11 protein-coding genes are annotated in these 12,014 nt (G+C 57.0%); 8 read left to right on the top strand and 3 right to left on the bottom strand.

Going from position 1 to position 12,014, the window contains the following annotated elements; translation table 11 throughout:
* Nucleotides 1-3 precede the first annotated feature (3 nt).
* Nucleotides 4-774 (bottom strand): GntR family transcriptional regulator, encoded by a 771-nt coding sequence (locus tag AC2A6O_RS16070; RefSeq protein ID WP_148587600.1) that lies wholly within the window; start codon nt 772-774, stop codon nt 4-6.
* Nucleotides 775-970: 196 nt separating this feature from the next.
* Nucleotides 971-1,390, bottom strand: coding sequence for a nuclear transport factor 2 family protein (locus tag AC2A6O_RS16065; RefSeq protein WP_498928523.1), 420 nt, complete (start codon nt 1,388-1,390; stop codon nt 971-973).
* A gap of 105 nt (nt 1,391-1,495) precedes the next feature.
* Between AC2A6O_RS16065 and AC2A6O_RS16060 the strand changes: the two genes are divergently transcribed.
* On the top strand, nt 1,496-2,296 hold the full coding sequence (locus tag AC2A6O_RS16060) for an AraC family transcriptional regulator (protein WP_498928521.1): 801 nt from the start codon (nt 1,496-1,498) through the stop codon (nt 2,294-2,296).
* A 139-nt stretch (nt 2,297-2,435) separates the two neighbouring features.
* On the opposite strand, the gene AC2A6O_RS16055 is transcribed toward AC2A6O_RS16060, so the two are convergent.
* Nucleotides 2,436-3,845: an aminotransferase gene (locus AC2A6O_RS16055; protein WP_498928519.1), complete on the bottom strand. Its 1,410-nt coding sequence runs from the start codon at nt 3,843-3,845 to the stop codon at nt 2,436-2,438.
* Nucleotides 3,846-4,046: 201 nt separating this feature from the next.
* Between AC2A6O_RS16055 and AC2A6O_RS16050 the strand changes: the two genes are divergently transcribed.
* The 7 genes from AC2A6O_RS16050 (at nt 4,047) to AC2A6O_RS16020 (ending at nt 11,750) form a co-directional block, all read left to right on the top strand.
* Complete coding sequence (locus AC2A6O_RS16050; RefSeq protein ID WP_498928517.1) at nt 4,047-4,955, top strand: helix-turn-helix domain-containing protein; 909 nt, start codon at nt 4,047-4,049, stop codon at nt 4,953-4,955.
* Nucleotides 4,956-5,294: 339 nt separating this feature from the next.
* Nucleotides 5,295-6,326 (top strand): extracellular solute-binding protein, encoded by a 1,032-nt coding sequence (locus tag AC2A6O_RS16045; RefSeq protein ID WP_498928750.1) that lies wholly within the window; start codon nt 5,295-5,297, stop codon nt 6,324-6,326.
* A gap of 82 nt (nt 6,327-6,408) precedes the next feature.
* Nucleotides 6,409-7,506 (top strand): ABC transporter ATP-binding protein, encoded by a 1,098-nt coding sequence (locus tag AC2A6O_RS16040; protein WP_148587605.1) that lies wholly within the window; start codon nt 6,409-6,411, stop codon nt 7,504-7,506.
* An 8-nt stretch (nt 7,507-7,514) separates the two neighbouring features.
* The gene (locus AC2A6O_RS16035) at nt 7,515-8,420 is read left to right on the top strand and encodes an ABC transporter permease (protein WP_498928514.1); all 906 of its coding nucleotides are present in this window, start codon (nt 7,515-7,517) and stop codon (nt 8,418-8,420) included.
* Nucleotides 8,413-9,222: an ABC transporter permease gene (locus AC2A6O_RS16030; RefSeq protein ID WP_498928512.1), complete on the top strand. Its 810-nt coding sequence runs from the start codon at nt 8,413-8,415 to the stop codon at nt 9,220-9,222. The genes AC2A6O_RS16035 and AC2A6O_RS16030 overlap by 8 nt, the downstream gene beginning before the upstream one ends.
* Nucleotides 9,223-9,252: 30 nt before the next feature.
* The gene (locus tag AC2A6O_RS16025) at nt 9,253-10,284 is read left to right on the top strand and encodes a histone deacetylase family protein (protein WP_498928510.1); all 1,032 of its coding nucleotides are present in this window, start codon (nt 9,253-9,255) and stop codon (nt 10,282-10,284) included.
* A 32-nt stretch (nt 10,285-10,316) separates the two neighbouring features.
* A complete protein-coding gene (locus AC2A6O_RS16020) occupies nt 10,317-11,750 on the top strand; it encodes an aldehyde dehydrogenase family protein (RefSeq protein WP_498928508.1) in 1,434 nt (477 codons plus the stop codon).
* The last annotated feature ends 264 nt before the right edge of the window (nt 11,751-12,014 follow it).

Genomic DNA, 12,014 nt, shown 5'->3' with positions numbered 1-12,014 from the left:
CTGTCAGCTTGAATTTTCCATCGGTTGTAGCGGATTGAATTCACCTGTGAATTCGTGCCGATAGCCGGGAAAAGACAGACGCACCCAAGTAACGGCATCGTCGTTGGCAAAGCTGCGGCGCTCGGAGATGAGAACAGGCTCGCCGGTTGACAGGCCCAGAGCCTGCGCGATGCGTCGCTCGGGCAGCGCGGCGCGGACGGTGTTGATAAGCCGAGTGCAAGGCAACCGGGCAAGCAACCACTCATTGGGTAGATCATTCTCGAAGGAAATGTTCTCCACCTCCGGAATGACGGAAATCTGAATCAATCGCTCTTCAAAAACCTCACCGACATCGTTGGCCTTGTGAACGATGGCAAGCCACAGCAGGCGTTCGCTTGCACCGACTTCTGGCCACGCTCCCAATTCACTGTGCGCTGCAATCCGCCGGTCCAACACTTCAAAGCTATATCTCTTCCCTGCACTCTCGATAATCTCGCGTATGTCGATGATGCCGATGACGGCGTGATTGTCGCTTCGCTCGCTGACGAATGTGCCGTGCCGGCGGCGGCGAGTGATCACCTTGGCGTTCAGGAGACTTTTGAAAACTTTCACGAGAGGTGATCGAGACACACCCAGATGCGCCGCCAGTTCCTCTTCTGTCGGAAGCCGATGGCCCGGTGGCCACGCGCCGCTCTGGATCTTGTTGCGGATCGCCCGCTCGATCTGTTGATAGGGTGGACCTTTGCCATCCAGGGCCAGGTCTAACGACGAAGTATCGGTGACAGAATGAACCATTCAACCATGTTAAATTGTCTACACTCTCAATTGAAAGTACAAATCGACTTAGTGGTTCGCAGCAGTGTACGCAGGCTGCGGCTTCCAGCTTTGAACAGGGTATTTCACATCAGTTCGGAGTGGTTGGCAGCTTGCTCATGCTCTTGAGAGCCGTCCATGCCAGGTCCAGTGGTTTCAACCCGACGATCTGCCGTTCTCATCCAGTCTGTACACGTGATCCCAAATCCAGATCTTCCGGCTCGCCCTTGAGCATGTATGTGAGTTCATCGACCATGCAAATGCGTTTGCCATGAAACTGGTAATACGCAATCACCTTGAAACGCATTCGTTCACCCGTGGGTTTCACAGCTTCAGCAATGTGCACCGTTGCCGCCGAAATGCCGTCAGTGACGAAATGTTCGAAACGGATGCTTCCCGACGATATGTTTTCCTTGAGTGACTGGTGATGCTTGAGAAATTCGGAATAGCCGAGTTGCTTGCCGTCCACGCGCTGAACGTAATCGGGTGTCAGAAACTCGGCAAAATCCTCCGGAGCCGTCCTTGGGTCAGTGAAAGCGGCAAACATTCGGTGCAGGAGGTTGTAAGTTTCGTCCCGCGTCATTGAAGTTTCGTTCATTTAGGAGCCTCCATAAAGCTGCAATGGATTGAGAGCAGATCGATGCTAGGCTTTTCAAGATTCCGCGACTAACGTATTGAGGCCATTCAATACGGCTTAGAGGCCATGTCTGATTTTCTCGCCGACCCTTTTCACCTTGGTTCTTTCGCAGAGCCGATCATCCGAGCCGTTCGCCGCGAGCAGGCGGAACAACGGTCGACGGCGAGACACAGTCACGAGCGAGGCCAGTTGCTTGGCAGCTTGCAAGGTGTCGTCAGCATCGGCACCGATCACGGCCATTGGCTCGTTCCGCCCGTCAACGCCATTTGGCTTCCTCCACGCGTCGAACACTGGCTTACCTCCCATGGCGCGTTTCGCGGCTGGAGCGTTTATGTGGCGGAGGTGGCGTGTGCAACCTTGCCGGGGTCTGCACGTGTCATTCACCATTCCGCTCTCCTGCACGAGGCAGTGGCCCGTGCGGCCACCTGGCCGGAAGGCCTCTTGTCACAGGCGCAGAGCCACATTGCCAGCGTCATCCTGGATGAGATCGCCTCAACACCGGAGGAACCTCTCGGGTTACCGATGCCCGCAGATCCAAGATTGCAGCGCATTGCACGGGCACTCACGGATGATCCGTCGGAGCGGCGACGCATGACGGAGTGGGCCGCCTGGGCGGGCATTGCCCCACGCACGCTCAGCCGACGCTTTGGCTTAGAGACGGGGCTCAGTTTCAGCGCTTGGCGTCAACGGTCGCTTTTGCTACGCTCTTTGGAAATGCTGATTGCCGGAAAGTCTGTCACCACGGTTGCCTTCGACCTTGGTTATGAAACCGTCAGCTCATTCATTGACTTGTTTCGCGGTCATTTCGGCACGACCCCTGCACGCTATCTGAAACGAGCCTCCGGCCCCGATCTTCCGAAACGATAGACACGTATTTCCGAGACCTCTCGCGATCGCCCAGTCAACCATCGGTCAAGCAGGTCCGTGCTACCCATGCCGAGATTTGCCGCTTCAAGCACTCGACCCGGTCTTGCACCAGGTCGAGCGCATCGCAGCGCGTGCCGGTTTACGCGAGTTCGAAGCCCTCCCGCACCAACTCGTCAGTGGTGCGTGTGATGGCGACACGCAATATTCTTGTCATCTCATCAATGTGATCGCGCTGTATGATCAATGGCGGGGACATGACGCACATGTTGATGAGCGGCCGCAACAGCAGGCCCTCTTCCTGACAATGCTTGTCGATGCGCTGTCCGACCCGCATGTCGAGATTCAGCGGATTGTTGGAAACCCTGTCGGCGACGGCCTCAATACCGGCCATGAGTCCTTTGCCACGGACCTCACCCACCAGAGGAAGATCTTCCAGCGACTTGAGGCTGTCCTGAAAGTACGGGCTGATCTCTCGCACATGCTCCAGCAGGCCGTCTTCCATGAGTTCGATGGTCCGGATCGCAACCGCGCACCCGATGGGATGGCTGGAGTAGGTAAGACCATGCACGAACCCCGCGTCAGGATGATTGGACTTCCGTATCTCCGTGAGCAGCCGATCGGAGACCATCAAGCCGCCAAGCGGGAAATAGCCGGCCGTCACTCCCTTGGCAAAGGTGATCATGTCGGGCTCGATCCCGAAAACATCCTGGGAGGCAAAGGTGTGGCCGAGGCGTCCAAACGCCGTAACCACCTCGTCGGAGATGTAGAGGATATCGTTCTCGCGGCAGAGAGCATGCATCCGCTTGATATAATTGGGGGTCGGCATGAGGACGCCGCCGCTCGCCTGAATAGGCTCGGCGATGAACGCACCGATCTTGTCCGCGCCCTCCTTTTCGATGAGGGTCTCGAACTCCTTGATGAGGAAGTCTTCAAATTCATCGACCGTCATATCCTTGGGACGGTGAAAGGGATTTGGGCAAGTCAGCTTGCGGACCATTTCGCTGGCGCCGTCCATCCAGTCGTGGTCTCGTGGCCTGCCGTTAAGCGACGCCGACAGGTAGGTCGAACCGTGGTAGGCCCCGTCACGCGAAACGATCAGCTTTTTCTCCGGCTGCCCTCTGAGATTGTTGTAGAACTGCATGAGGCGCAGTCCGGTCTCAACGGCAGACGATCCGCCAGTGGTCAGGAACACGTGGTTGAGGTCGCCGGGTGCTCGGTCAGCCAGCATTCTTGCCAGTTTCTCGGCAGGTGAGTTGCTGGTGTACCAGGGAGAGGTATAGGTAAGTGAAAGTGCCTGATCTCGAAGAACATTGGCAAGTGTCGGATGCCGATGGCCCAGATTAAGGCACCACATGCCCGCAGGACCGTCAATCAAGCGTCGTCCATCGGCATCTGTCACGTAGATGCCGTCGCTTTCGACCATACGACCTCTCCGCTCCGCGCCCATCTCCTTTGCCACAGGCGCCGGTTGCAGCAGCGCGAAGTCTTCCACGTCATCAGGATTTGCTTCGACATTGTCGGTGGGCGCGGTATTGTTTGTTTGGGACATAGGTCTCTCCCGGATTCATATCGTTCACCATCGTTTAGATGAGAGACATAGCGCCAATCTATCCAGGCACGCGGTATCGCCTGCCTTATTTTTCTGCAGCGGTTGCCGCGCGCCGCACCGGAAGAGATATTGGATGTGGCACTGTTTTCGATAGCAAAGCGAACTGCGCTGTGTCGGGAGGGGTCGAAAAGAGGTAACGCGATGTATTATCGGTACAGTTATAACGATGCAGTTGAACAGGAGTCTGCCCTGCCGCGTTGGCATCAGGAATACAGGCAAATTTCAACCGGCTCCTATGACGGCCAGGTCTTGGCCTTGCGCATGCCGGGCGTCGAAATCTACAGAGAACAGATCAACGTCGCTACAGAACAAGTCTACTCCGCGCCGGAAGGCAGCATGGTCTTCTACTACTACCCCAAAAACGATATGACGCAGCTGATCCAGGGGGAGGAGATGTTGTCGAAGGCGGGCTTCGCCTTCGATTGGGTCGACCGTGTTGGCATCATGGATACGAACAGCGATCTGTTGATGGTGGTCGTCGATCAACCCGACATTGCGAGAAATCCGTCTGCTTTTTCAGGTTTTGTCTGCGGGCCGATGTCGGAGCAGGCCGACTTTCTCGCCGAGTGGCTTAACTCATTGATCCAAATCGCGAAAATCACGAACTGCGACCATCAGCAGATGTCGATGAAGAATGTGCTGCCGGGGTTGATTCAGGATCGACTGGACCTTCTCGCGGAGAATAGCCAACTCATAGAGCCTCCGGCGATCGTCGAGGGCGAACGGATTTACAGGCGTTTGCGCGATCGTCTGGAGGATTTCACACCAGAGCACATTCCCAGCGTTCGCTCGCTTGCGAGCGACCTGGGCATCGAAACGCATAAGCTCCGTCAGGTCTGCCGCGAGTATGCAGGGCTTCCCCTCGAGCGGATGTTGATCTATTTGCGCCTGAACGGTGCAAGACGGGATTTGATATCAGCTCGGGAACAAGGAAAATCGGTGTCTGAAGTTGCAATGGATTGGGGTTTCATGCATTGGGGCCGCTTCGCAGGGCGCTACAAGTTGCTTTTCGGCGAAACGCCGTCTACGACGTTGCGACAAGGTCGATGATCGACTTCAGCATCGTGCGTCATTGTTCCTACTGCCAAGGAACACCCAGAATCACTAGAGGTGGCCGCAAAGCCGGCCGTAGCGATATCGATCGTTCCGCCTCTCGAATCTGACCCGACCTGATATTCACCTTGCCTGCTTTCTGTGCAGCAGCCCTCCTGACAGGTGGATAGCGCTCGCCCCATTAGTCCCCCTACAAAAAACGTGACCGCTGGTGTCGTCGTGGAAGTTCAACGTGAACCTGCCGAGCAGTCGACCTTTGACACCCGCTTGCCACCGTCAAGTGGCCCTCGCGGTATCGCGCGTTCAATGAAAACACAAACATGGATTGGGGAACCCATGAAATTGCATTCAATCGCATTTGCAACGTTGGCATTTGCCGTGTCGACCACAGTTGCGTCGGCCGAAGGAAAGCTCAGCATTTACAACTGGGGCAATTACACGAGCCCTGAGCTGATTACCAAGTTTGAAAAAGAGTATGACGTCGACGTCACCATCACCGACTTCGACTCCAATGACACCGCACTGGCCAAAATTCGCCAAGGCTACACCGGATTTGACGTCGTGGTCCCCTCGCAGAGCTTCATGCCCATTTATATCGGCGAAGGCCTGATCGCGGAAACCAATCCTGGTCAGATGGAAAATGGCAAGAACATCGCAGAAGATTGGGCCAATCCCGATTTTGATCCGGGTCGAAAGTACTCGGTGCCTTGGCTCTGGTACACGTCCGGCGTGACGGTGAACACCGAGGACTACGACGGCGATGTGAACACTTGGGGGCTGCTGCTCGACCCACCGGACAGCCTCAAAGGCAAGATCAATATCGTCCCTGAGATGAACGACATCATGTACGCCGCAATTCGGTATTCGGGTGGCGATTGGTGTTCCAACGACAAGGCGTTGCTGAAGAAGGTACACACGCTCCTCAAAGACGCGAAGCAATATTGGGCCTCCATCGATTACAGCGGGATCGAGAAGATCGGCACGGGTGATATCGCGGCGTCGCTTGACTGGAGTGGGTCCGCGCTCAAGCGCAGGCTCGGCAATCCGAAGATCGCGTTTGGATTTCCCAAGGAGGGCTTCACCTACGGTTCCGACAACATCGTCGTGCTCAAGGATGCTCCAAACATGGAAAACGCAAAGCTTTTCCAGAACTTCCTCATGGATCCCGAGAACGCTGCACTCAACTCCGCCTACACGCGTTATCCCGCAGCTATCGAGGGGGTTGAAGACTTTTATCCGGACGACATGAAGGGTGCGCCCGAACTGTCTATCCCCGAAGCTGTTCGCAGCAATGGAGAACTGCTCCGCCTTTGCGATCCCGATACGACCGCACTGTATGGCCGCATCTGGCTCGACATCCAGAAATAAGCGGTGGCCGGGACGCGGCTAAGGTCCAGCGGCATGTTCGCCGCCGGTCTGGCGGCGTCTCGAAGCTGGTGGAGAAATTGCGATGAACACGACTTCGGCAATCCGTCTTGACGGGCTGTGCAAGACATATGGCGTGGAACCGGTAGCAGTCCATGCCGTCAAAGATGTTTCGATTGAAATCCGGCACAACGAGTTCTTCACTCTCCTCGGGCCGTCAGGCTGCGGAAAGACAAGCCTTCTACGTCTGATCGGTGGTTTCGAATTTCCCACCAGCGGCTCGATACATTTGAACGACGAGCAGGTCGGCGGCATGCCGCCTTACATGCGGTCGATCAACACGGTCTTCCAGAGCTACGCGCTCTTCCCACACATGACGGTTGAACAGAACGTGCGCTTCGGGCTGCGCATGAAACGATATCCTCGCAATAAAACGAATGACAGGGTTCGCGAGATGCTCGAGCTGGTCAAGCTGGATCATCTTGCGAAACGTCACGTCGATGCGCTGTCCGGCGGTCAGCAACAGCGCGTCGCGCTGGCGCGAGCACTGGCTCCCGAACCCAAAGTCCTGCTTCTGGATGAATCGCTTTCGGCACTGGACTACAAGCTTCGCAAGGAAATGCAGGTCGAGCTCAAGGCACTGCAGGCCCAAACCGGGATCACGTTCATATTCGTGACCCATGATCAGGAGGAAGCCCTCTCAATGTCGGACCGCATCGCCGTCTTGTCCAGCGGCGAGATTGTCCAGATCGGCACTCCGCGGGAGATCTACGACCGCCCGGCCAATCGGTTCGTCGCGAGTTTCATAGGCGACACCAATTTTCTCCCTGCCACCGTCGGCGAGCGCTCTGGAGTGCACGTCTCGGTGAAGATCCCTGGACTTGGTACCGTAGAGGTTCGGGAGCCTGACATCGATATCGAAACGGGAGAGGCGACCGCGGCGATACGGCCCGAAAAGGTGCGCATTTTGCAGGCCGACAGCCAATCTTCCGGCCCGAAAGCCACTGTAAAGCTGGTCACCTACAACGGCATGGACACGTTCTACACCCTTGTGCTTTCCGATGGTGGCGAGGAATTGAAGGTACGCCAGCAGAATCTTGATGGAGCGGAGACCGACTTCAAGAAAGGGGCTTTGGTGACCCTGGAACTGCTGCCCAATGCCGTCCGGCTGTTGTGGGACTGAACGCGGCCATGGCACAGAATATCAAAGGACGCGGCACCCCGGGGCGGAAGTGGATGCTGACCGCTCCAGCGTTGATCATCATCCTCGCCGCCGCTGCGGGACCTCTTCTTATCGTCGTCGTCTACTCTTTCCTGACACCAGGGGCATATGGCGGCGTAACCTGGGAGTTTTCCTGGGACAGCTGGGTCAAAGTTCTTTTTGAACGCGACCTGTTCGGCGATGAACTCACCCTGGCGACCGGTAATCTTACGATATTTGCGAGGTCCATCTGGCTGGCCCTCCTGACGACAATCATCACACTATTGGCGGGATTTCCCACCGCCTATTTTATCGCCACGCGCCCGCGAACGCGCCGCGATCTGTGGCTGTTGCTGATCACAATCCCATTCTGGACCAACCTCGTGATCCGGACCTTCGCTATTCAGGACATCATCAGACAGGAAGGCCTGCTCAACACGGCCTTGATCAAGCTCGGCATCGTGTCGGAACCGCTGCAGATTTTGTACACAGACACTGCAGTCCTCATCGGCATGGTCTATGTTTACCTGCCTCTCATGGTGCTGCCTGTTTACGCCAGCCTGGAAAAGCTCGACAGACGGCTTCTGGAGGCTGCCTCCGATCTCTACGCCAGACCGCGCTCCGTTCTTTGGAACGTGATCCTGCCGTCTTCCCGATCCGGGTTGATCGCTGGAAGTACCCTTGTCTTCATCCCCGCAATCAGCACCTACGTCACACCAATCATGCTCGGTGGCGGGAAAAGGCTGATGATGGGCAACTACATCGAGCTGCTGTTCGGCCAGGGCAAGGACTGGCCCTATGGTTCGGCCGTTTCCATTGTGCTCATGACGATCGTGATGGCCGCTCTTCTGATCTATGCGCGAGCGGGCGGACCCAGGGGAGGCGCTCATGGCTAAGAAATTCTCGGTAACCCGCCAGCGCGGCTTCAACACCATCGCGCTGTTCACCTTCTTCTGCCTTTATGCGCCGTTGCTGATCCTGGTCATACTGGCATTCAATGCCGGATTGAGCTCGGCGGACTGGCAAGGTTTCTCGACCAGATGGTTCTGGAGTGCCATGGAGAACCCCCAAGTCGTCGACGCATCGATCCTGTCCCTTCAGCTGGCCTTCACAGCGGCCCTGATCTCCACGGCAGTCGCCATTCCGGCCGCGATCGCGATGACACGCACAGCCCGTTACAAAGGCTGGATGTTCCAATACGCGCTCATCAGCCTTCCCTTGATGGTGCCGGAGATCGTGACTGCGGTCGCTCTTCTGATCGTTGTCGCGGCGATCAAGTCCTGGACCGGATATATTGGTCTCGGTTACCTCATTATTGCGCATACCGCTTTCTGCATCCCGTTTGCATATCTGCCGATCAGGGCGAGGTTGGAAACGATGGACATCAATCTGGAAGCGGCTGCCAGCGACCTGTACGCCCGTCCCTTCGAAGCTTTTCTCCACATAACCCTGCCGCAGCTTCTGCCAGGCGTCCTCGCAGGGTTCATGCTGGCCTTTGTGATTTCACTCGACGATGTCGTCATCACCGAGTTCGTCAAGTCTCCGGGCCAGGATACGCTGCCGACGTACATGCTTGGCCAGCTTCGCAGAACCGTGACCCCAGAGATCAACGCGATATCAGCAATCTTCCTGCTGCTTTCGATCATAGTCGTCACCGTCTTCTTCATCCTGCAATCGAGCGGTCGCCGACAGCAGTGACACCTCCTTCCAAGGTTATTCGGTCAGCACATGAAAACGATCTTTTCGGACAAGCAAATCGGACATCGTGACCATCACGAACTCTATAACGGCGAACTCGTGCCGGGGTTCGAGACGCACGCCAGGTCTGACTTCATCCTGTCGAGCATCCAACGGGCGGGCCTCGGTCAGGTCGTTGTACCAGAGGTACACGACCTCGAAACCGCCAGGCAGATCCACGCGCTCGACTATCTAGAATTTCTCTCCAAGGCCTGGGACATGTGGGAGAGAGACGGCCGCTCAGGGACGGCGCTTCCATACGCCTGGCCAAGCCGCGGACTACGTGGTCGCGTGCGGCCCACGAGCCTTGATGGCCTCCTCGGATATTACTCCTTCGATGCAAGCACCGGGTTCGTTCGCGGGACGTGGGAAGCTATCAAGGCCTCCCACGACACGGTGCTCACAGGCGCCGATTTTGTGAGTGCCAGCAACCTGGCTGCGTTCGCCCTTTGCCGGCCACCTGGACATCATGCCGGTCCGGATTTCGCAGGCGGGTACTGTTTCATCAACAACGCGGCTGTTGCTGCCCAACGGTTCCGCAACTCGGGCGCCGAACGCGTCACGGTCCTCGACATCGACTATCATCACGGCAACGGCACACAGGAAATCTTCTACGAGCGCGATGATGTTCAGGTCGTGAACCTGCATGCCGATCCCAGCTACGAGTATCCGTTCTATATCGGTGCGGCGGAAGAAAAAGGCGCAGGGCCCGGTTTGGGCTTCAATCTCAACTATCCCATGCCCGCTGGCACGGAATGGTCAGCCTGGTCGCAAACCCTCACGCACGCACTCAAGGAAGTTCGCTCGTTCTCGCCGGACAGGCTTGTCGTTTCCCTGGGCGTCGACACGTTCGAAGGTGATCCCATCAGCCGCTTCAAACTGCGGAAAGAGCATTTCCATCAGGCGGGGGCCCTTATCGCGGAACTGGGGCTGCCGACGCTTTTCGTGATGGAGGGTGGTTACGCGGTCGAGGACGTCGGCGAGAACGTGCTCGCCGTGCTTCAGGGCTTCGAGAACGCCTGAAGGCAATGTTTCAACATGGCAAAGTGGATGATATGTACACCAAGAACGACCTGAATTTCTTCATCGACGGTGCGTGGTCGCCGTCCTCGACGGACGCCACCCTCGACGTCGTCGACCCCTCAACGGAAAAACCGTTCGCCAAGATCGCACTGGGAGGATCCGCAGACGTGGACCGGGCGATGAAGGCCGCGCGAGCCGCGTTTGAAACCTTTGCCTTCTCTACGAAGGAAGACCGTCTTGCTTTGCTGGAGAGAATTCGCGCCGAGTATGAGAAGCGCGCTGAAGACCTGGCGCAGGCAATCACGCGCGAGCTCGGGTGTCCGATTTCGTTCTCAAGGGACGAGCAGGTGGCCGTTGGCGTCGCACATTTGAATGCGACCATAAAGGTTCTGCGTGACATGAGCTTTGATGAGGTGCGCGGTACATCCTTGATTGCCAGGGAGCCGATCGGCGTCTGCGCGTTGATCACGCCCTGGAACTGGCCGATGAACCAGATCGTCTGCAAGGTCGCCCCGGCTCTGGCGGCGGGTTGTACTGTCGTCCTGAAACCATCGGAGATCGCTCCGATGTCTGGGATCATATTCGCGGAGATTATGGACGCGGCAGGAACGCCACCCGGTGTCTTCAATCTCATCAATGGAACCGGACCGGACGTCGGTCAACTGATGGCAGAACATCCAGATGCCGATATGGTGTCGTTCACAGGGTCCACAAGAGCGGGCGTGGCGGTGGCGAAAGCAGCCGCCGACACCGTGAAGCGGGTTGCCCAGGAACTCGGTGGCAAATCGGCGAACATCATCTTCGATGACGCCGACCTTGAAAGCTCAGTCACCATGGGCGTTCAATCATGCTTCAGCAATTCAGGACAATCATGCGACGCGCCAACCCGCATGTTCGTTCCACACGCCCAACATGAACGCGCGCTTGAAATCGCGAAACAGGCGGCCGCCTCGTTAAAAGTCGGCGACCCTTCGGATGCGTCGAACGACCTGGGGCCCGTCATCAGCCAGGTGCAGTTTGACAAGATCCAGTCCTATATCTCGATCGGCCAGAAGGAAGGCGCTGTCCTGGTGACTGGAGGGCCTGGAAGACCGGACGGGATGCAGACCGGATTTTATGTGAAGCCAACTGTATTTGGCGGCGTTACGGCGGACATGACGATTTCCCGGGACGAGATTTTTGGACCGGTGCTCGCCATCCTGCCTTACGAGACTGACGAAGAGGTCATCGCTCTGGCGAACGACAGCGTCTATGGCCTTGCCGCTTACATCCAGGCCGGTGATATGGAGCGCGCAAAACGCATGGCGCGGAAATTAAGGGCCGGATCAGTCTATATCAATTATCCCGACCACGATCCCATGGCCCCGTTCGGAGGCTATAAGCAATCCGGGAATGGACGGGAATATGCCGATTGGGGCATTCATGATTTCCTTGAGATCAAGGGCATTGTCGGATGGTGTGCTTAAGTCAAAACCGGAGCCCGACCAAAAACAGGACACAATAACCACTCTGGCGGGCAATGGTGGAGACGGTAGCCTGTTGTCTGCGGGAAGATGGCCTCGGTCAAATCGGTCTGGCACATCTCACGCCCGAGCAGGCGGCTAACTGGTTGATGAATTCGTGGAGCGGTGCGCTGACCCCGATGAAGGCAAGCCGCTCCGACGAACCCCTGGCGTTATTCATGCGCACCATTTTCAGGTCTTGAAGGAAAGAGCCATCGCTCGTCTCCC

This window comes from Labrenzia sp. ATLA3 (genome assembly GCF_057180185.1).
Note: the sequence above shows the minus strand (reverse complement) of the source record. Positions and strands in the feature narration are given on the sequence as shown.

Excerpts from the sequence above, each read along its gene's own strand:
- AC2A6O_RS16040 (WP_148587605.1), top strand. The coding sequence starts at position 6,409 with ATGAACACGACTTCGGCAATCCGTCTTGACGGGCTGTGCAAGACATAT.
- AC2A6O_RS16030 (WP_498928512.1), top strand. The coding sequence starts at position 8,413 with ATGGCTAAGAAATTCTCGGTAACCCGCCAGCGCGGCTTCAACACCATC.
- AC2A6O_RS16025 (WP_498928510.1), top strand. The coding sequence starts at position 9,253 with ATGAAAACGATCTTTTCGGACAAGCAAATCGGACATCGTGACCATCAC.
- AC2A6O_RS16065 (WP_498928523.1), bottom strand. The coding sequence starts at position 1,390 with ATGAACGAAACTTCAATGACGCGGGACGAAACTTACAACCTCCTGCAC.
- AC2A6O_RS16035 (WP_498928514.1), top strand. The coding sequence starts at position 7,515 with ATGGCACAGAATATCAAAGGACGCGGCACCCCGGGGCGGAAGTGGATG.
- AC2A6O_RS16070 (WP_148587600.1), bottom strand. The coding sequence starts at position 774 with ATGGTTCATTCTGTCACCGATACTTCGTCGTTAGACCTGGCCCTGGAT.
- AC2A6O_RS16055 (WP_498928519.1), bottom strand. The coding sequence starts at position 3,845 with ATGTCCCAAACAAACAATACCGCGCCCACCGACAATGTCGAAGCAAAT.
- AC2A6O_RS16050 (WP_498928517.1), top strand. The coding sequence starts at position 4,047 with ATGTATTATCGGTACAGTTATAACGATGCAGTTGAACAGGAGTCTGCC.
- AC2A6O_RS16060 (WP_498928521.1), top strand. The coding sequence starts at position 1,496 with ATGTCTGATTTTCTCGCCGACCCTTTTCACCTTGGTTCTTTCGCAGAG.
- AC2A6O_RS16020 (WP_498928508.1), top strand. The coding sequence starts at position 10,317 with ATGTACACCAAGAACGACCTGAATTTCTTCATCGACGGTGCGTGGTCG.
- AC2A6O_RS16045 (WP_498928750.1), top strand. The coding sequence starts at position 5,295 with ATGAAATTGCATTCAATCGCATTTGCAACGTTGGCATTTGCCGTGTCG.